Below are 17,202 nucleotides of genomic sequence, written 5' to 3'. Positions count from 1 at the left end.
CGTGGCAGATGGCTTAACCGCGTTGCAGCAGCGCCTGCAACACCAGTTTTCGAACGTTTCCCTGCTGTCGCGGGCACTGACCCACCGCAGCTTTTCGGCCGACCACTACGAGCGCCTGGAGTTTCTGGGTGACTCGGTCTTAGGGCTGGCCATCTCCGATTTGCTCTACGCCCGTTTGGGCGCACTGCCAGAGGGTGACTTGTCCCGGGTGCGCGCCAACCTGGTCAAACAAGACACATTGCACCAGCTTGCCTTGGGTTTGGGGCTGCCCGATGTCCTCAAGTTGGGCGAGGGCGAAATGCGCTCGGGTGGACCCAAGCGCGCCTCCATCCTGGCCGATACCCTCGAAGCCATCATTGGCGCGGTCTACCTGGACGCCGGATTTGCCAAGGCCCAAGCGCTGGTGCATCGGCTGTTTGAGGCGGTAGAGATCACTCCGCAAATGGAGGCCATTGGCAAGGACCCCAAAACCGAGTTGCAGGAGTGGCTGCAGGGTCGCAAAATGAAGTTGCCGGTGTACACCGTGGTGGGCACCCTGGGCGCGGCCCACAAACAAAGCTTTGATGTGGAATGCGAGATCCCCGAACTCCGCCTGTCCGAGCGCGGTATTGGCGGATCACGCCGAGCCGGAGAACAGGCCGCTGCGGCGGCCATGCTGCAAACCATCAAGTCAAAGGTCAAACCATGAATGCTCCTAAAAAAATAGCTGCTGGCGCAGAATCCACGGGGGCTAAGGGCCAAAAAGACTCCAAACCCGAAGTCCAGGAAGACCTGGATGCCATGCTGCAAGGCCTGCTCAAGAGCACGCCCAAGCTGGCCCTCCCTGGTGCCGACGGTGCTGGTCAGCGTTGTGGCCTGGTGGCCATTGTGGGCAAACCCAACGTGGGCAAGTCCACGCTGCTGAATGCCCTGGTCGGCCAGAAGATCAGCATCACCTCGCGCAAGGCGCAGACCACACGCCACCGCATTACCGGCATGCACACCCTGGGCAACACCCAGTTTGTGTTTGTGGATACCCCGGGTTTTCAGACTCTGCACGCCAATGCGCTTAACAAGTCATTGAACAAAGCCGTGCAAGGTGCCGTGGCCGATGTCGATTTGATTTTGTTTGTGGTGGAGGCTGGCAGCTTTACGCCTGCCGATGCGCGTGTGCTGACCTTGCTGGGCAAAGACATTCCCACGCTGCTGATTGCCAACAAGCTGGACAACGTTCACCGCCGTGGCGACATTGCGCCTTGGTTACAGACCATGACCGACAAACACGCGTTTGCCGAGTTCGTACCCATGTCGGCTAAGAATGCCAAAGACATTCCCCGCTTGCTCACGATCTGTGAGAAGTACCTGCCCGAGCAGGCCTGGTGGTACGCCGAAGACGAGTTGACCGACCGCAGCGAGAAGTTTTTGGCCAGCGAACTGGTGCGCGAAAAACTCTTCCGCCTCACAGGGGACGAGCTGCCTTACACCTCCACCGTCATCATCGACAAGTTTGAAGAAGAGCCACCGCAGAAAAAAGGCCAAAAACGCCTGCTGCGCATCGCCGCCACCATCGTGGTGGAGCGCGATACACACAAGGCCATGGTGATTGGCGACAAGGGCGAGCGCATCAAGCGCATCGGCATGGAGACCCGGGTGGAACTGGAAAAGCTGGCCGACGCCAAAGTGTTTTTGGAGATGTGGGTGAAAGTGCGCTCCGGCTGGGCCGATGACGAAGCCCGCGTCCGTTCTTTCGGTTATGAATAGTGCCCCCACGCTCCGCCGCTGTGCGGGTCGCTGCCCCCCAGGGGGGCACGTTTGGCAAAACCCCAAGTCCACAGCTTGGGGCGGCCCGGCGCTGAAACCCACTCTCACGTCCTGCCCCTGAGTCGTGGCGACCAAACGTATTGCTGACGAGCCCGCGTATGTGCTGCACCGCTACGACTGGAGCGAGTCCAGTCTGATTTTGGAAGTGTTCACTCGCCACTACGGGCGCATTGCGCTGGTGGCCAAGGGGGCGAAGAAACCCAGTTCCAGCTTTCGCCCCATTTTGCTGCCGCTGCAGCCCCTGCATGTGGCCTACGGGGGCGATGCCGAGATCCGCACCCTGCGCAGTGCCGAGTGGCAGGGCGGCCATGTGATGCCCACGGGCGATGCGTTGCTCTCGGGTTATTACCTCAATGAATTGCTGCTGACCCTGTTGGCGCGTGACGACCCGCATGCGGTGTTGTTCGATGTCTATGCCAATGTGGTGCAGATCATCGCCAGTGAACATGGCGAGGTGTTGCAAGGTGCGCTGCGCACCTTCGAGCTGCTGTTGTTGCGTGAGGTGGGTTTTTTGCCCCGGCTGGATGTACAGACCATGACTCTGGGGGCGCTGCATGCCGACGACCACTACGTGTTGGTGCCCGAAGGTGGGCTGCGCCAGGCCCATGCCGAAGACCGGGCCAGCCTGACCGGCGCACAGTGGCTGCGCCTGCAGGCTGCCTTGCATGACGATGCTCCTTTCACCACTACGCTGCGTGCCTGTGCTGAACTGATGGGCGCCCTCAAACCCCAGCTGCGCGCGCTGCTGCACTACCATTGCGGCGTCAAGACGCTGCGCACGCGGCAGATGATGATCGACATTCAGGCTCTGTAGCTAGGTCCCCGACTATGAAAACCCATCTTTCAGTCAACCTCAACAAGGTCGCGCTGGTGCGCAACACCCGCCACCTGGGCATCCCCAGCGTCACGCGCGCGGCCACGGTGTGTCTGCAAGCCGGCGCGGCAGGCATTACCGTGCACCCGCGGCCCGACGCACGCCACATCCGCGCGCAGGACGTGCTGGACCTGGCCGAGTTGCTGCAGGCCTGGCCCGACAGCGAATACAACGTCGAGGGCAATCCCTTTCACAACCTCATGGACTGCGTGCGCGATTTGCGCGAGCGTGGCCTGCCGGTGCACCAGGTGACCTTTGTGCCGGACTCTGAGGGCCAGTTCACCAGCGACCACGGCTGGGTGTTCCCCGATGACGCGGCGCGCCTCCAGCCCTTGATTGCCGATGCCCACGCGCTGGGCCTGCGCGTGAGCCTGTTTATGGATGCCGACCCGGCTGCCATGGCCGCCGCCAAGGCGGTGGGGGCAGACCGTATTGAGCTCTACACCGAGCCCTATGCCGCCGCCTGGGGCACGGCAGAGCAGGGCGCGCAACTCGCGCGGTTTGCTGCAGCAGCACAAGCTGCGTTGGATGTGAAGCTCGGCGTGAATGCAGGCCACGACCTGAACCGTGACAACCTGGCCGCGTTTGCGCAGCAAGTGCCGGGGCTGCAAGAGGTCTCGATTGGCCACGCGCTGATTGCCGACGCGCTGGAACTTGGCTACGAGGCCACCGTCAAGGCCTACCTGGCCTGCCTGGGGCAGTGAAACACAGTGAGGGGTAGGGCGTGATCTACGGCATAGGCACCGATATTTGTGATGTGCGTCGCATCCGCGCCAGCCTGGACAAGCATGGTGACCGCTTTGCGGCCAAGGTGCTGAGCGACGCCGAATTCAACATATGGAAAGCGCGCAGCGCCCGTTGGCCGGAGCGTGGTGTGCGTTACTTAGCCACCCGCTTTAGCGCCAAAGAGGCCTTCAGCAAAGCCATTGGGCTGGGCATGCGCATGCCCATGACCTGGAAGCTTTGCGAGATTGCCAACGAGCGCAGCGGCAAACCCACCATCGTGTTGCACGGTGGGCTCAAAGACTGGTTTGAGGCCCGGGCGTTGACGGTACACGTGACTGTGACCGATGAGACCGACTACGCGGCCAGCTTTTGCGTGGTGGAAACCACGTCCGAGCGCACTGGTTAGAGCTTGCCGTACTGGGTGCCGCCTATCATGATGCCGCCATCCAGCGGCGCCAAGTCTGACTGGTACTCCAGATCGCCCACATGCACTGCGGGCAGGGTGGCGCCGCGTTGCAGCGCTTCCATAAACGCGGCTTGCTCTTCCACCGAAATGGCCTGGTAGCCCGCCCGTGACAGCTTGCTGCCGGGGCGTTGGTCCTGGTGGTCCTGTCCCATGGGGGCAAAGTCGCCACTGCGTGCCGGGTCACTGGCACGCGCATGGCGTTCAAACTGCTCTTCGGTTTCGCTTACGCGCCAGTAGATGCCATCAATCAGGATGCCAAAGCGCTTGTAGGTGTTGATGCGCATGCTTTGCTCCATCGCTGCAAAACTTTTGGTTTTGCTGTTGGCGCCGGTTACAAAGGACTTGGCCACATCAATCATGGCAATGAAGCGGTGGTGCCGCTCATCCACCGGCATGACCTTGAAGCGGTACATATGGGACACCACTTCCATGGACAGAAACGTTTCGCGGATCGACTGGTACAGGCGCTCGCGCCGGTACGCCATGCGCTCTTCCAGCTCCATGCGCCGTACGACAGGCTCTTCGAGCAACACGGCCTGAATTGGTGTGCTGCGTTCACGTTTTTTGAGGAATCCAAACACGGTTAGGGGCGTTTCCAGGGCTGCGGTGGTTGGGGCGGTGCACAGGGCGCCGCAAGTGGGAATGAGTCTATCAGCAGCTTTTGGGGCAACCTGTAACAAATTGGTGCGGGACGCGTTGCGCCCCAGGCCTCATGCGTACTCCTTTTCGTCTGCTTTGGGCATCAAAAATGCCACTGGTGCCCATAGAATATGCGCAAGCAGCTCCTAAATACATAGCAATTCAAAGCGCACACCATGACCTTTCACGCCCCTCTCATCATCGACATCGCAGGCACCAGCCTGACCAAGCAGGACCGCCAGCGCCTCAAACACCCGCTGGTGGGCGGTATGATTTTGTTTGCCCGCAACTGGCAGAACCGTGAGCAGCTCACCGCCCTGTGCCGCGACATCAAGAAGGTGCGTGCCGACCTGCTGATTTGTGTGGACCACGAAGGCGGGCGGGTGCAGCGTTTCAAGACCGATGGGTTTACGCATCTGCCTGCCATGCGCAGCTTGGGCGAGACCTGGCTGCGTGAACCAGCGGGCACGGTGTCGGCCAAAAAAGCCGGTCCGCTGGACGCCACCAACGCGGCCACGGCCACCGGTTATGTGCTGGGTGCCGAGCTGCGTGCCTGTGGCGTGGACCTGAGCTTCACCCCGGTGCTGGACCTGGACTATGGCGAAAGCAGCGTGATTGGCGACCGTGCCTTTGCGCGCGACCCGCGCGTGGTTAGCCTGCTGGCCAAGAGCCTGATGCATGGCCTGCAGAAAAGCGGCATGGCCAACTGTGGCAAACACTTCCCGGGTCACGGCTTCGTGAAGGCCGATTCGCACACCGAGATCCCGGTCGACAAACGCAGCCTCAAGGCCATCCTGGCCGACGACGCTGCCCCCTACCGCTGGCTCAATACCGTGACCAGCAGCGTCATGCCCGCCCATGTGATTTACCCCAAGGTGGACGCACGGCCCGCCGGCTTCTCCAGCCTGTGGCTCAACAACATTCTGCGTGCCCAGTTGGGCTTCACTGGTGCTATCTTCAGCGACGACCTTTCCATGGCCGGTGCGCGCCTGATTGACGGCCAACAAGTGAGCTACACCGAAGCGGCCGTGGTCGCACTGAATGCGGGCTGCGACCTGGTGCTGCTGTGTAACCAGTCCCTGCCCAGCGCCGAAGGCGGTGGCAAAGCGGTAGATGAATTGATTGAAGGGCTGACCGAAGCCCAACTGAAAGGTCAGTGGCAGGCACTGGAAGCCAGCGAAGCCCGTCGCCGTGCCCTGCTGCCCAGCACACCCGCGTTGGCCTGGGATGAGCTCATGGTGCACCCCTATTACATGCAGGCGCTGGACTGGATTGCCTGAAGCACTTGCGCCAGCCCTGATGCGCCCCATAGTGGTGTGGGGGCTGGTGTTTGCTGCGGTGTGTGCCACTGCCCAGGGGCTGGAGACTGCAGGCATGGCCTTGCAGTTTCAGCGCATGGCATGGGCGCAGGGGGCTTGGTGGCAGTTGCTTACCGCCCAGTGGGTGCACTTGGGTTGGGGGCACTGGCTGGGCAATGTGCTCGCATTTGTAGTTCTGTGGGGGGCGCTGCGATCTTCCCTGTCTGTGCGGAGTCTCTTGGTGGTGCATGCCGGCGGGTTGGTGGGTGTGGCTGCCGTGCTGCTCTGGGACGCGCAATGCCAGTACTACGCGGGTTCCTCGGGAGCCCTGCACGGCGTTTGGGCTGGCGGGGCCGCGTTGCTGTTGTTGCGCGGGCCCCGCAGTTGGGGCGCTGCCTGCGGTGTCCTGCTCGTGCTCAAGCTGCTGCTTCCCTGGTGGTTTGGCGGGGCGCTGCCAGACCCCGGCTTCCCGGTGTACCACCCCGCCCATTGGGCGGGGGCGCTGGGTGGTTTAGCGACTGCCTTGGCCTTGGCTGGTGCGTCGCCTCAGTCCCCACGCCGCAGCCAGCAAGGTCACTAGCCCGCCCAGCTCCAGCCAGCCGAAAGAACCGCCACCACCTCCGCCACCGCCGCTGGATGGTGTGGTTGGTAGGGAGCCAGATATAAAGACGGAGACCGTTTGTGCCCCGCTGCTTGCTGCACCATCGCTCGCCTGGATGGTGAAGGTGTGGGTGCCCGGAGCTTGAATGTTGCTCCAGCTGAACACACCACTGGCGGTATTCAAGCTGGCGCCACTGGGAAGGTTGCTGCCCGTGTAGATAAGTTGATCTCCATCTGCATCAGAGCCCGCTGCCGTGAATTGCAAAGTGGTGAGCACAGGAGCGGTTTGTTGCGCAATCGGTGACAAGGTCGGCGTGCTGTTGGAGCCACCTTCTGCAAGAAGTAGCGCATTCACACTGCGGAAAGCGTCCAGCATGCCCGCTCCGCAATCTGTGCGGTTTGCACAGTAGGTGCCCGCAGGAAATGGACGGCTGTTGGACGTGAGGTAACTGCTGATTTGTGCCGGCGTAAGTGTTGGCTTGATCTGAAACAGCAACGCGGCGACCGCGGCTACATGGGGGGCAGAGAAACTGGTTCCTCGCGCACTGGTGTAGGTGTCGGCCGAGGGTGTGGTCAGGCCCGTGTTGCTCGTGCTGTAGATCCCGCTGTTGTCGCCGGTAATTCTTTGTCCTCTTCCTCCGCCAGGTGCACTGATCGTAGTGCCGGCGCCGATATTGGCGTAGTCCGCGTTGTCGCCTACGCGGGTGTGAGCCGTGACGGCGATCACTCCGGTGCAGTTTGCAGGCGATGAAATACTTGTGCTGGCTTCATTTCCGGTGGAAACCACGATGACACTACCGGCGGCCAGCACATCGTTCACCGCCGTCTGGTAGAGCGGGTCGCAGCTGCCTGTTCCGCCCAGGCTGAGATTGATGACCTTTGCAATGTTGGTGTTGTTTGACAAGCCTGCTACAGAAAGGCCGGCAGCCCAGCGCATGGCGGGCAGAATATCGCTGTCCCAGCCGCCACACACGCCCAGTACGCGCAGCGGAAGAATGCGGGCACCGTAGGCAAGTCCGGAAACCCCAGTGTTGTTGTTGCTTACAGCGGCGATCACGCCTGCTACTTTGGTGCCATGCCAGGAAGAGTCTTCTACGGCGCAGCCCGACGTGGAAATGCTCCAGTCGCCGGGGTCCGATGCATTACTGTCGCGGCCATCGGTGTCGTTGGACTTGGCTATGTCACTTACAAAGTCATATCCCCCTGCGGCGAGGATGTTGGCTGCCAAGTCCGTGTGGCCCAGGTATCCCGTGTCCAGCACGGCTACGATTACCCCGCTACCGTTGACAGGCGTTGCGCCCGTAGTGCGTTGCCAGGCATTGGGCAGGTTGGCGCTGCCAGCCTCTAGCGCCGCAGATTTCAGGGCCCACTGTTGCGATGCAAAATGTGTGTCGTTGGGGGTGTAGTGGGCAAAACGTTTGCGGTCTTCGCGGACGGACTCTACTTGCGGGTCCGACTGAATGCTTTGTACCAGTGCATTTATTTCTGCAGTCGACAGACGTTTTGAAGCCACCGCAACGTGGGTTCTGGGTCCAATCGCTTTGAGATAGTTGATCTCCGATGCCGCGCTGCCTTGCGCGCGCTTGTGTTGCTGTTGCGTGGCAAAGGCCTCCAGGCGCGTCCGCCCTCCAGAGGTATCTGCTTCTTGCGTGAAAACCGCTGGTTTGTATTGCACTAGCAACCGAGTAGCAGATTCATAGGCACTCGCAGAGCCGGTGAAAAATGCTGCCATGGCGATAAGCAGGGACGTAGAGGCTTGGAAAACGGGAGGTAAATGCATGGTCGTATTCAGTGGCGCTGGCGTTGCTGATCCAAGGAGACGTGCCGTACTTGAGGCGCAGTGCGCAGCCGTGCAAGCATCGCAAAAATATCTTGGTTCGCAGCAATCCGCACGCTGTAAATATGGGTGGTACTGGAAACACTGTCCAAGTAGCTGACCGGGGCCTGTGCATGCTCCGACAGCATTTTTAAAGTTTCGGGTGCATTGGGGGCGGATGCGTCGCTCAGCGCCACAATGCACCGCAGGGGGGCGGGTTCTTTGGGGGCGAGGCCCAGTGCGGAAGCCGAATGGTGAGCAGCGAGCCAAAACAGTACTGCGCCAATGCTCAGTTGCGCCCAGCGGCGTCTGCGTGGCACGGGTGTCACGGCGACCGGTGCAGCCTCGGTGCCGACAGCGCCACAATTTGATCCGCCGTGGCTTCATCCACCAGCCGATTTTTGCTGAGCAGGCCCTTGGTGGTGAGCAGGCTGCGCAGTTGCTGCAGGTCTTTCACGGTAGGTGCTACCTTGATTTGCGCCAGGGCGGCCTGGCTGTTGCCTCCCTGGATCAAGGTGGCCACTTTGGTGGCCCATAGGCTTTGGCGATTCATGGTGTGCTCGACTCCCTTATTTTGAATATGGGCAACATTTTGGCACACGGGGTATGTCCATACGGCGCAAATAGCTATCAAAATGATAGCGAATGGTGGATGTGAACGGCCAATGGGGCCGTGCACATCCGTTACCATTGCCGCTCCAAATTCAGGGAGTGCGGCGTGATGGGTTATCAAGGCGTTGGGAGGCTGCGTAGCGCAGTGTTGCTGGGCTTGGTGTGCTGGGCCTGCCAAGGAGCTTGGGCCCAAGAGGTGCGCAGTGGCACGCTCAAGAGCGTGCAAGGCAACGTGCAGGTGGGCAAAGGTGAGGCATTGCGCCCCGCGGCACCGGGCGGCGGGGTGGCCGAAGCTGAGCGCATTGTGACCGGACCCCAGGGCTCTGCGATGCTCCTGTTGCGTGACGGCACACAGATCACCATTGGCCCCAATTCGCAGGTGGACATCACCCGTTTCCAGTTCGATGCCACCACCCAGACCGGTAGCCTGACCGTGCAAGTGCTGCTGGGCACCATCCGCATGGTGACTGGCTTGCTGGGCAAGTTGCAACCCGACAATGTGAAGGTGCAAACACCCTCGTCCACGGTGAGCGTACGCGGCACCGATTTCATTGTGGAGGTGCCATGATGCGCGCGCCGATGTTTCCCCGTATGCGGGTACCCGTGCTGCTGGCGTTTTTGGTGTCCATCCTCTCGGCCTGCACACCGCTTAGCCGCGTGACCCTGTTGCCCGAAGCCGATGGGCGCGGCACGGCAGTGCTGGTGCAAGGCACAGCTGGTGGCACCCAACGGCTGGACCAGCCCTATGCCGTGGCTGCCGTGCAACGCTCGGGCGCGGTGGACCGCGCCCAGACCACGGCCGATGACGTGCAAAAACGCCACGGCGCCTTGCTGGCGCTCCAGCCACCGGGTGTACAGCGCTTTGTGCTGCAGTTTGAGCCGGGCACGGCCACGCTCACGCCCGAGTCGCAGGCGCAGCTTCCCGGCATCCTGGTGCAGGCGCGCGCACTGCCAGGTGGTGAGCTGGTGGTGGTGGGCCATACCGATCGCACGGGATCGCCGCAGGCGAATGACATTTTGTCGCTGCAACGCGCGCAAGCGGTGCGTGAGTTGTTGCTGGCGCAGGGCTTCCAACCCGAGTTGGTGGAGGCTGTGGGCCGTGGCGAACGCGAGCCCGTGGTACCCACCGAGCCCAATGTGGACGAGCCGCGCAACCGCCGCGCGGAAATCATCCTTCGCTAATTTCTCTGTCCAGCTAGGCCATGGCCAAACTTTCTTTGTCCGATCTGGGTGGCTTGGTGTACTCCACCGAGGTGGGCCGCACCTGCCCGGTGTGCCGCCAGGCCATCACTGCCTGCACCTGCAACTCCCCCAAGCGCCCGGTGGGTGATGGCGTGGTGCGCGTCTCGTGTGAAACCAAGGGCCGCGCTGGCAAGGGGGTGACCCTGGTGCGTGGCGTGCCGCTGGATGACGCGGAACTGGTGGTACTGGGCAAGCAGCTGAAGGCGGCCTGCGGCTCGGGCGGCACGGTGAAAGACGGCGTGATTGAAGTGCAGGGCGACCATGTGGAGCGCGTCATGCAGCTGCTGCAGGCGCAGGGGCACAAGGTCAAACGGGCGGGGGGCTGAGATGCAGCCAGAGGATTTACAAAAACTGGTGGAGCGTGCCATGCCCTTTGGCAAATACGAAGGCCGCCTGATTGCCGACCTGCCTGGCGACTACCTGAACTGGTTTGCGCGCGAGGGCTTTCCCAAGAGCGAGATTGGCCGCTTGCTGCAGCTGATGCACGAGATCGACCACAACGGGCTGAGCGACTTGCTCACGCCGTTGCGTAAGCCACGCTAACTGCTAAGGCAGCGGCACGTCACGCAAGGTGCCGGGTGCCAGGTCTTCCAGCGTGTAGGGTCCAATGGCCGCGCGAATCAAGCGCAGGGTGGGGTAGCCCACCGCCGCGGTCATGCGGCGCACCTGGCGATTGCGCCCTTCACGGATCCCCAACTCTAGCCAGCGCGTGGGAATAGACTGGCGAAAGCGCACCGGCGGGTCGCGCTCCCAGAGTGCTTCGGGCTTTGCGATCAATTGCGCGCGGGCGGGCAGCGTGAGGCCGTCGTTGAGCTGCACACCTTGGCGCAGCGCCACCAGGGCCGCGTCATCGGGTTCGCCTTCCACCTGCACCCAGTAGGTCTTCTCCATCTTGTAGCGCGGGTCGCTGATGCGGGCCTGCAGCTTGCCGTCGTTGGTGAGCAGCAGCAGGCCCTCGCTGTCGGCATCCAGCCGGCCCGCCACATAGATCCCCGGGATGTCGATGAAGTCCTTGAGCCCGCGCCAGCGCCCCTCGGGCGTGAACTGGCTCAGCACCCCGTAGGGTTTGTTGAAGCAGATCAGGCGGGAGTCGGTTGGTGCAACCATGCTAAAGGCTCAGTCAGCTGCGGCAGTGGCCCACAAGCGCTCACCCGTAGCCTCCAGGTGCGTAAGGTAGATGCGCACCTCAAACTCCAGCTGGTGGTAGCTCGGTTCCATGTGGGTGCAGAGCTTGTAGAAGGCCTTGTCGTGCTCGCGCTCGCGCAGGTGGGCCAGCTCGTGCACCACAATCATTTTCAGGAAAGGCTCAGGTGTGTCTTTGAACAGGCTGGCCACCCGGATCTCGCGTTTGCTTTTGAGTTTGCTGCCCTGCACGCGCGACACGGTGGTGTGCGTGCCTAGCGCGTTCTTCACCACATGCAGCTTGCTGTCAAAGGCCACCTTGCTCAGCGGCTCGGTGCTACGCAGGTAGTCAGACTTGAGGTCCTGCACGTAGTCGTACAACACTTTGTCGGTCCGCACACCGTGGGCTTGCGGGTAGCGCTGGGTCAACCAGCTGCCTACGCGGCCATCAATCAGCATGCGTTGCACCTGGTCCAGCGTCTCTGCGGGGTAGCCGTTCAGGTAGCGCAGCGTGGGAGTTGCTACCATTTTGATAGCTGCTCGCGCAGATTCCGCGGGGGCTAGATGCCGATTTGGCTTCAAATCTGAATCAAACCTCGCGGCGCAGGGCCGGGAACAGGATCACGTCGCGGATGCTGGCGCTGTCGGTCAGCAACATCATCAGGCGGTCGATACCGATGCCGCAACCGCCGGTGGGGGGCATGCCGTATTCCAGTGCGCGCACAAAGTCGTGGTCGTAGAACATGGCTTCGTCATCGCCACCGTCCTTGGCGGCCACCTGCGCGTTGAAGCGCGCGGCCTGGTCTTCGGCGTCGTTCAGTTCGCTGAAGCCGTTGCCGAATTCGCGGCCCGTGATGTAGAGCTCAAAACGCTCGGTCACTTCGGGGCGGTCGTCGTTGGCACGGGCCAGTGGCGAGATTTCGGTGGGGTGCTCCATGATGAAGGTGGGGTTCCACAGCTTCTCTTCCACGGTCTCTTCAAAGTACAGCACCTGCAGGCTGGCCAGCGTGCGGCCGGCGAGCTTGTTCTTGGCTTCGTTCAGGCCCAACTTCTTCAGCGCGTTGGTCAGCCACTCGGCGTTCTCGACGTTGTCACCGGCTTCTGTGTACTTGCGGATGGCTTCCACAATCGTCAGGCGCTCGAAGGGCTTACTCAGGTCCACCGGTTTGTCGGCGTAGGTGAGTTGCAGCGAACCGGTGGCGCGCTGGGCCGCATCGCGGATCAGCTTTTCGGTGTAGTCCATCAGGTCCTGGTAGTTCCAGTACGCTGCGTAGAACTCCATCATGGTGAACTCGGGGTTGTGGCGTACCGAAATGCCTTCGTTGCGATAACTGCGGTTGATTTCGAACACGCGGTCAAAGCCACCGACGATCAGGCGCTTGAGGTACAGCTCAGGCGCGATGCGCAGGAACATTTCCTGGTCCAACGCGTTGTGGTGGGTCTTGAAGGGCTTGGCATTGGCACCACCGGGAATGGGGTGCAGCATGGGCGTTTCCACTTCCAGGAAGTTGTGGCCCACCATGAACTCGCGCAGGGCGCTCACGGCCTTGCTGCGTGCCACAAAGCGCTTGCGGGTCTCCACGTCGGTCATCAGGTCCACATAGCGCTGGCGGTATTTCACTTCCTGATCGGCCATGCCATGGAACTTGTCGGGCATGGGGCGCAGGCTCTTGGTCAGCAGGCGGATGCTGGTGGCGTGGATGGACAGCTCACCGGTCTTGGTTTTGAACAGCGTGCCTTCGGCGGCCACGATGTCGCCCAGGTCCCAATGCTTGAACGCAGCGTACAGCTCCAGACCCACGTCTTCGCCGCGCACATACAGCTGGATGCGGCCACCGCTGGGGCCGAAGGAGGCATCCTGCAGCGTGCAGAAGCTGGCCTTGCCCATCACGCGCTTGAGCATCATGCGGCCGGCCACCTTGGCCGTGGTGCCCAGGGCCACCAGCTCTTCGGCCGTCTTTTCGTTGTAGGCCTCAAACAGCTCCGCCGCTTTGTTCTCAGGCTGGAAGTCGTTGGGGAAGGCCACGCCCTTGCCCTCGGCCTGCTGCTGGCGCAAGGCCTTGAGTTTTTCGCGGCGCTCCAGGATCAACTGGTTTTCGTCTTGCGGGGCGGGAGCAGCTTGGTTTTGGTCAGACATGGGGTGGTAGGTGTACGGTGGCAGAACCAGCCAAGCCGTGGGGCTTTGGCCGTAACCCTCCATTGTAAGAGGGGTGGCTGCCGCTATGATGCGCGGGCACTGCCCCCATCTCGCCATGCTCTACCAAATCATTTCCCTGTTGCTCGAAGTTACCGCTGGCCTGCTCACCAGCACCTGCCTGCTGCGCCTGTACATGCAGCATCAGCGTATTCCCCTGTCCGCGCGCTCGGGCAACCCACTAGGCCGCTTTGTGTTCGCGCTGACCGACTGGCTGGTGTTGCCGCTGCGCCGGGTGCTGCCGGCAATGGGGCGTTGGGACACGGCCAGCCTGGTGGGCGCGTTTTTGATCCAACTGGCGCAGTTCTCCATCCTGTGGCTGCTCAATGGCCTGGGCGCCAGCCTGGTGTCCGTACTGGTGCTGGCGCTGTTTGGCGTGGTGCGCATGGCGCTGTCTGGCATGACGGCGCTGGTGTTGGTCTACGCCATTCTGTCGTGGGTGCAAACCCAGTCGTATTTGGCCGATTTGCTGGACCGTTTGGTGCAGCCGCCCTTGACTCCCATTCGCCGCGTGTTGCCGCTGGTGGGGGGCGTTGATTTGTCACCGCTGGTGTTGCTGGTGTTAATCCAGATCGCGTTGATCGTGCTGGGTTCGTTGCAGGCCATGGTGCTGGTGGCCACTGCTGGATAGACCCTGCTGGTGCCAAGCAAAAGAGGCCCTTTTGGGCCTCTTTCTCTTTGGAGCGTCGGTTGGGTTTAGATCACTGCATCGGCCGGCTGGCGTTGCAGCATGGCCAGCGTGTCGGCCACGGTCTTGCGCAGCTCACGGCGGTCGCAAATGAAGTCGATAGCGCCCTTGGTCTGCAGGAACTCGGCGCGCTGGAAGCCTTCAGGCAGCGTCACGCGCACGGTGGATTCAATCACGCGTGGGCCGGCAAAACCGATCAGCGCCTTGGGTTCGGCAATCACCACATCGCCGAGGAAGGCGAAACCGGCACTCACGCCGCCCATGGTAGGGTCCGTCAGCACGCTGATATAAGGCAGGCCCTTCTTGGCCAAGCGAGTCAACGCAGCATTGGTCTTGGCCATTTGCATGAGCGAGAGCAGGCCTTCTTGCATACGCGCACCGCCGGTGGCGGTAAAGCATAGGAAGGGCACTTTTTGCTCGATGGCAGTTTCCACGCCACGCACAAAACGCTCGCCGACCACGGAGCCCATCGATCCGCCCATGAATTCGAATTCAAAACACGCGGCCACCAGGCTGATGCCGTGCACGGCGCCGCCCATGACGATCAGCGCATCGGTCTCGCCCGTGTTTTCCAGCGCCTCTTTCAAGCGTTCGGGGTATTTGCGGCTGTCCTTGAACTTGAGGGCATCCACCGGCAGGACTTCTTGGCCGATTTCGAAACGGCCTTCGTTGTCCAGAAAGGCGTTGAGGCGCGCGCGGGCGCCAATGCGGTGGTGGTGGCTGCAGCTGGGGCAGACGTTCTGGTTTTGTTCCAGATCGGTCTTGTAGAGCACGGTTTCGCAGCTGGGGCACTTGATCCACAGGCCTTCCGGCACGCTGCGGCGGTCCGCAGGATCGGTTTGCTGAATCTTCGGGGGTAGCAGTTTTTCCAACCAGCTCATTTCAGGTCTCCTTGCAGTGCCCAAACGGGCGTCCAACCAACAGGGGGCGATTATCCGCGAAACCGCCCCCGGTGCTTTTTAGAGCTTAGCCCTGGTCCATCGCCGTGCGGATCTCGCGCAGGAAGGCCTGCGCCGTAGGGCCTACCTGGTCCCGCGGCTGGTCTTCCAGCAACTGGATGATCTTGCTGCCAATCACCACGGCGTCCGACACCTTGGCAATCGTCTGGGCCGTGGCCGCGTCCCGAATGCCAAAGCCCACGCCCACCGGTGTGCTGATGTGCTGGCGGATGCGCGGCAACATGGCCTCCACCGCGCCCACATCCAGCGCGCCCGAGCCGGTCACGCCCTTGAGCGACACGTAATACACATAACCGCTGGCCACACGGGCTACCTGGGCCATGCGTTCATCAGTGCTCGTGGGGGCCAGCAAAAAGATCAGGTCCATGCCATGCACACGCAGGTCAGCGGCAAAAGCCTCGCACTCCTCAGGCGGGTAGTCGACGATCAGCACGCCGTCCACGCCAGCCTCTGCCGCGTCCTTGACGAACGGGTTGCTGGTGCCAGGCTTGGCGTGTTTCTGGTCGTAGCGTTCTACCGGGTTGGCGTAGCCCATGAGCACCACGGGTGTGGTGCTATTGGTCTTGCGGAACTCGCGCACCATGGCCAGCACCTGCACCAAGCCAATGCCAAAGGCCAAGGCCTTGTCGCCAGCCTTCTGGATCACCGGTCCGTCGGCGCTGGGGTCAGAGAAGGGCACACCCAACTCAATCACATCGGCACCGCCCGCGACCATGGCGTGCATGAGTTCGGGTGTCACGTCCGCGTAGGGGTAGCCCGCCGTGACGAAAGGAATCAGCGCTTTGCGACCCTGGGTTTTGAGTGTGGAGAAAGTGGAGTCAATGCGTCCCATGCTCATGCTCCCTTCACCACGTGGCCGCGCATCGACGGGCGGTCGTACACGTCGTCACCCGACAGGTCGGCCACGGTACCAATGTCCTTGTCGCCCCGGCCTGACAGGTTGATCAGAATTGATTGATTCGGGCGCATGGTCTTGGCCAGCTTCATGCCATAGGCCACGGCGTGGCTGGATTCGAGCGCAGGGATGATGCCCTCGGTGCGGCACAGGTAATGGAAAGCGTCCAGCGCCTCCTTGTCGGTGATGCCCACGTACTCCGCACGGCCGATATCACCCAGGAAGGCGTGTTCCGGGCCTACGCCAGGGTAGTCCAAGCCGGCGCTGATGCTGTGCGTCTCAGTCACCTGGCCGTTGTCGTCCTGCAGCACATAGGTGCGGTTGCCGTGCAAAACGCCCGGGCTGCCGCGCTGGATACTGGCGCTGTGTTTACCACTGTCCAGGCCTTCGCCGGCGGCTTCGACGCCGATCAGGCGCGTGTTCTCGAACGGAATGTAGGGGAAGAAGATGCCCATGGCATTCGATCCACCGCCCACGCAGGCAATCACCGCGTCGGGCTGCTCGGTCTTGCAACCCGCGGCGGCCAGCATCTCGGGCATTTGCACCAGGCATTCGTTGCCGATGACACTTTGGAAGTCGCGCACCATCATCGGGTAAGGGTGGGGGCCGGCCACGGTGCCGATGATGTAGAAGGTGTTGTCCACGTTCGCGACCCAGTCGCGCATGGCTTCGTTCAGCGCATCTTTCAGCGTCTTGCTGCCGCTGGTCACGGGCACTACGGTCGCACCCAGTAACTTCATGCGGTAGACGTTGGGGCTTTGGCGCTTCACGTCTTCGCTGCCCATGTAGACCACACATTCCAGGCCGTAGCGCGCGCAGATGGTGGCGGTGGCCACACCGTGCTGGCCTGCACCGGTTTCGGCAATCACGCGCGGCTTGCCCATGCGTTTGGCGAGCATGGCCTGGCCGATGGTGTTGTTGACCTTGTGCGCGCCGGTGTGGTTCAGGTCTTCGCGTTTCAGAAAGATTTGCGCGCCGCCCATTTCACGGCTCATGCGGTCTGCGTGGTAGACCGGGGAGGGGCGGCCTACGTAGTGGGCCAGCTCGGACTGGAACTCGGCCAGGAAGGCCGGGTCGTGCTGGTACTTGGCGTAAGCGTCTTTCAGTTCATTGATGGCGTGGGTCAGCGTTTCTGAGACAAAGCTGCCACCGTATTTGCCAAAGTGGCCTTTGGCATCGGGTTGTTGGTAGTCGTACATGGTGTGTATCCATTCAGGACAGCGTCTGCCACCACCGGTGTGGCGTTTGGGGCGCTGCCGCGCAAGTGAGGG

21 protein-coding genes are annotated in these 17,202 nt (G+C 61.9%); 12 read left to right on the top strand and 9 right to left on the bottom strand.

The annotated features are described in order from the left end of the window. Position 1 precedes the first annotated feature (1 nt). From rnc to acpS, 5 genes are all read left to right on the top strand, one after another. On the top strand, positions 2-688 hold the full coding sequence (gene rnc, locus AC097A_RS02710) for a ribonuclease III (protein ID WP_479619643.1): 687 nt from the start codon (positions 2-4) through the stop codon (positions 686-688). A gap of 92 nt (positions 689-780) precedes the next feature. Further along, complete coding sequence (gene era / locus AC097A_RS02705) at positions 781-1,740, top strand: GTPase Era (protein WP_479620189.1); 960 nt, start codon at positions 781-783, stop codon at positions 1,738-1,740. A gap of 124 nt (positions 1,741-1,864) precedes the next feature. Next, positions 1,865-2,614 (top strand): DNA repair protein RecO, encoded by a 750-nt coding sequence (gene recO / locus AC097A_RS02700; protein ID WP_479619642.1) that lies wholly within the window; start codon positions 1,865-1,867, stop codon positions 2,612-2,614. Between the two features lie 14 nt (positions 2,615-2,628). Continuing rightward, the gene (locus AC097A_RS02695; RefSeq protein ID WP_479619641.1) at positions 2,629-3,378 is read left to right on the top strand and encodes a pyridoxine 5'-phosphate synthase; all 750 of its coding nucleotides are present in this window, start codon (positions 2,629-2,631) and stop codon (positions 3,376-3,378) included. Between the two features lie 20 nt (positions 3,379-3,398). Next, a complete protein-coding gene (acpS, locus tag AC097A_RS02690) occupies positions 3,399-3,806 on the top strand; it encodes a holo-ACP synthase (protein WP_479619640.1) in 408 nt (135 codons plus the stop codon). Here acpS and AC097A_RS02685 read toward each other — a convergent pair. Continuing rightward, positions 3,803-4,447: a hypothetical protein gene (locus tag AC097A_RS02685; protein ID WP_146097282.1), complete on the bottom strand. Its 645-nt coding sequence runs from the start codon at positions 4,445-4,447 to the stop codon at positions 3,803-3,805. The two genes, acpS and AC097A_RS02685, sit on opposite strands and share 4 nt — an antisense overlap. A gap of 234 nt (positions 4,448-4,681) precedes the next feature. Between AC097A_RS02685 and nagZ the strand changes: the two genes are divergently transcribed. Then, a complete protein-coding gene (nagZ, locus tag AC097A_RS02680; RefSeq protein ID WP_479619639.1) occupies positions 4,682-5,785 on the top strand; it encodes a beta-N-acetylhexosaminidase in 1,104 nt (367 codons plus the stop codon). Next, positions 5,778-6,383: a rhombosortase gene (gene rrtA, locus AC097A_RS02675; protein WP_479619638.1), complete on the top strand. Its 606-nt coding sequence runs from the start codon at positions 5,778-5,780 to the stop codon at positions 6,381-6,383. Before nagZ ends, rrtA begins: the two co-directional genes overlap by 8 nt. Here rrtA and AC097A_RS02670 read toward each other — a convergent pair. Together AC097A_RS02670 and AC097A_RS02665 are read right to left on the bottom strand one after the other, a co-directional pair. Continuing rightward, entirely contained in the window at positions 6,315-8,135 is a 1,821-nt protein-coding gene (locus tag AC097A_RS02670; RefSeq protein WP_479619637.1) for a S8 family peptidase, read from the bottom strand. The genes rrtA and AC097A_RS02670 overlap by 69 nt on opposite strands. 409 nt (positions 8,136-8,544) lie before the next feature. Then, positions 8,545-8,772 carry a hypothetical protein gene (locus tag AC097A_RS02665; RefSeq protein WP_315478505.1) on the bottom strand — a complete coding sequence of 76 codons (228 nt, stop codon included), beginning with the start codon at positions 8,770-8,772 and terminating at the stop codon, positions 8,545-8,547. Positions 8,773-8,940: 168 nt separating this feature from the next. On the opposite strand from AC097A_RS02665, the gene AC097A_RS02660 reads away from it, so the two are divergent. The 4 genes from AC097A_RS02660 to AC097A_RS02645 are packed head-to-tail and all read left to right on the top strand — an operon-like array spanning position 8,941 to position 10,616. Beyond that, positions 8,941-9,399: a FecR family protein gene (locus AC097A_RS02660; RefSeq protein ID WP_315478995.1), complete on the top strand. Its 459-nt coding sequence runs from the start codon at positions 8,941-8,943 to the stop codon at positions 9,397-9,399. Continuing rightward, complete coding sequence (locus AC097A_RS02655; RefSeq protein ID WP_479619636.1) at positions 9,396-10,013, top strand: OmpA family protein; 618 nt, start codon at positions 9,396-9,398, stop codon at positions 10,011-10,013. Before AC097A_RS02660 ends, AC097A_RS02655 begins: the two co-directional genes overlap by 4 nt. Before the next feature lie 20 nt (positions 10,014-10,033). Beyond that, entirely contained in the window at positions 10,034-10,399 is a 366-nt protein-coding gene (locus tag AC097A_RS02650) for a translation initiation factor Sui1 (protein WP_479619635.1), read from the top strand. A 1-nt stretch (position 10,400) separates the two neighbouring features. Then, on the top strand, positions 10,401-10,616 hold the full coding sequence (locus AC097A_RS02645) for a putative quorum-sensing-regulated virulence factor (RefSeq protein WP_315473395.1): 216 nt from the start codon (positions 10,401-10,403) through the stop codon (positions 10,614-10,616). Positions 10,617-10,619: 3 nt separating this feature from the next. Here the strand turns inward: AC097A_RS02645 and AC097A_RS02640 are convergent, their stop codons facing one another. From AC097A_RS02640 to lysS, 3 genes are all read right to left on the bottom strand, one after another. Next, entirely contained in the window at positions 10,620-11,180 is a 561-nt protein-coding gene (locus AC097A_RS02640; protein ID WP_105259896.1) for a pseudouridine synthase, read from the bottom strand. Between the two features lie 9 nt (positions 11,181-11,189). Continuing rightward, positions 11,190-11,723 (bottom strand): YgjP-like metallopeptidase domain-containing protein, encoded by a 534-nt coding sequence (locus AC097A_RS02635; RefSeq protein ID WP_479619634.1) that lies wholly within the window; start codon positions 11,721-11,723, stop codon positions 11,190-11,192. A gap of 61 nt (positions 11,724-11,784) precedes the next feature. Beyond that, a complete protein-coding gene (gene lysS, locus AC097A_RS02630) occupies positions 11,785-13,332 on the bottom strand; it encodes a lysine--tRNA ligase (RefSeq protein WP_479619633.1) in 1,548 nt (515 codons plus the stop codon). 115 nt (positions 13,333-13,447) lie between these two features. On the opposite strand from lysS, the gene AC097A_RS02625 reads away from it, so the two are divergent. Continuing rightward, positions 13,448-14,020, top strand: coding sequence for a YggT family protein (locus tag AC097A_RS02625; protein WP_479619632.1), 573 nt, complete (start codon positions 13,448-13,450; stop codon positions 14,018-14,020). Positions 14,021-14,085: 65 nt separating this feature from the next. On the opposite strand, the gene accD is transcribed toward AC097A_RS02625, so the two are convergent. The 3 genes from accD to trpB all read right to left on the bottom strand — a co-directional run bounded on the left by accD (position 14,086) and on the right by trpB (position 17,130). After that, complete coding sequence (gene accD / locus AC097A_RS02620) at positions 14,086-14,958, bottom strand: acetyl-CoA carboxylase, carboxyltransferase subunit beta (RefSeq protein WP_105259893.1); 873 nt, start codon at positions 14,956-14,958, stop codon at positions 14,086-14,088. A gap of 85 nt (positions 14,959-15,043) precedes the next feature. Next, positions 15,044-15,868, bottom strand: a complete 825-nt coding sequence (gene trpA / locus AC097A_RS02615) for a tryptophan synthase subunit alpha (RefSeq protein WP_479619631.1) — start codon at positions 15,866-15,868, stop codon at positions 15,044-15,046. Between the two features lie 2 nt (positions 15,869-15,870). Next, complete coding sequence (gene trpB / locus AC097A_RS02610; RefSeq protein WP_479619630.1) at positions 15,871-17,130, bottom strand: tryptophan synthase subunit beta; 1,260 nt, start codon at positions 17,128-17,130, stop codon at positions 15,871-15,873. Positions 17,131-17,202: the final 72 nt, after the last annotated feature.

Source organism: Rhodoferax sp. XS2R6 (assembly GCF_056521365.1).
Note: the sequence above shows the minus strand (reverse complement) of the source record. Positions and strands in the feature narration are given on the sequence as shown.

Excerpts from the sequence above, each read along its gene's own strand:
- era (WP_479620189.1), top strand. The coding sequence starts at position 781 with ATGCTGCAAGGCCTGCTCAAGAGCACGCCCAAGCTGGCCCTCCCTGGT.
- AC097A_RS02695 (WP_479619641.1), top strand. The coding sequence starts at position 2,629 with ATGAAAACCCATCTTTCAGTCAACCTCAACAAGGTCGCGCTGGTGCGC.
- nagZ (WP_479619639.1), top strand. The coding sequence starts at position 4,682 with ATGACCTTTCACGCCCCTCTCATCATCGACATCGCAGGCACCAGCCTG.
- AC097A_RS02670 (WP_479619637.1), bottom strand. The coding sequence starts at position 8,135 with ATGGCAGCATTTTTCACCGGCTCTGCGAGTGCCTATGAATCTGCTACT.
- AC097A_RS02665 (WP_315478505.1), bottom strand. The coding sequence starts at position 8,772 with ATGAATCGCCAAAGCCTATGGGCCACCAAAGTGGCCACCTTGATCCAG.
- AC097A_RS02660 (WP_315478995.1), top strand. The coding sequence starts at position 8,941 with ATGGGTTATCAAGGCGTTGGGAGGCTGCGTAGCGCAGTGTTGCTGGGC.
- AC097A_RS02655 (WP_479619636.1), top strand. The coding sequence starts at position 9,396 with ATGATGCGCGCGCCGATGTTTCCCCGTATGCGGGTACCCGTGCTGCTG.
- AC097A_RS02650 (WP_479619635.1), top strand. The coding sequence starts at position 10,034 with ATGGCCAAACTTTCTTTGTCCGATCTGGGTGGCTTGGTGTACTCCACC.
- AC097A_RS02645 (WP_315473395.1), top strand. The coding sequence starts at position 10,401 with ATGCAGCCAGAGGATTTACAAAAACTGGTGGAGCGTGCCATGCCCTTT.
- AC097A_RS02640 (WP_105259896.1), bottom strand. The coding sequence starts at position 11,180 with ATGGTTGCACCAACCGACTCCCGCCTGATCTGCTTCAACAAACCCTAC.
- AC097A_RS02635 (WP_479619634.1), bottom strand. The coding sequence starts at position 11,723 with ATGGTAGCAACTCCCACGCTGCGCTACCTGAACGGCTACCCCGCAGAG.
- lysS (WP_479619633.1), bottom strand. The coding sequence starts at position 13,332 with ATGTCTGACCAAAACCAAGCTGCTCCCGCCCCGCAAGACGAAAACCAG.
- AC097A_RS02625 (WP_479619632.1), top strand. The coding sequence starts at position 13,448 with ATGCTCTACCAAATCATTTCCCTGTTGCTCGAAGTTACCGCTGGCCTG.
- accD (WP_105259893.1), bottom strand. The coding sequence starts at position 14,958 with ATGAGCTGGTTGGAAAAACTGCTACCCCCGAAGATTCAGCAAACCGAT.
- trpA (WP_479619631.1), bottom strand. The coding sequence starts at position 15,868 with ATGGGACGCATTGACTCCACTTTCTCCACACTCAAAACCCAGGGTCGC.
- trpB (WP_479619630.1), bottom strand. The coding sequence starts at position 17,130 with ATGTACGACTACCAACAACCCGATGCCAAAGGCCACTTTGGCAAATAC.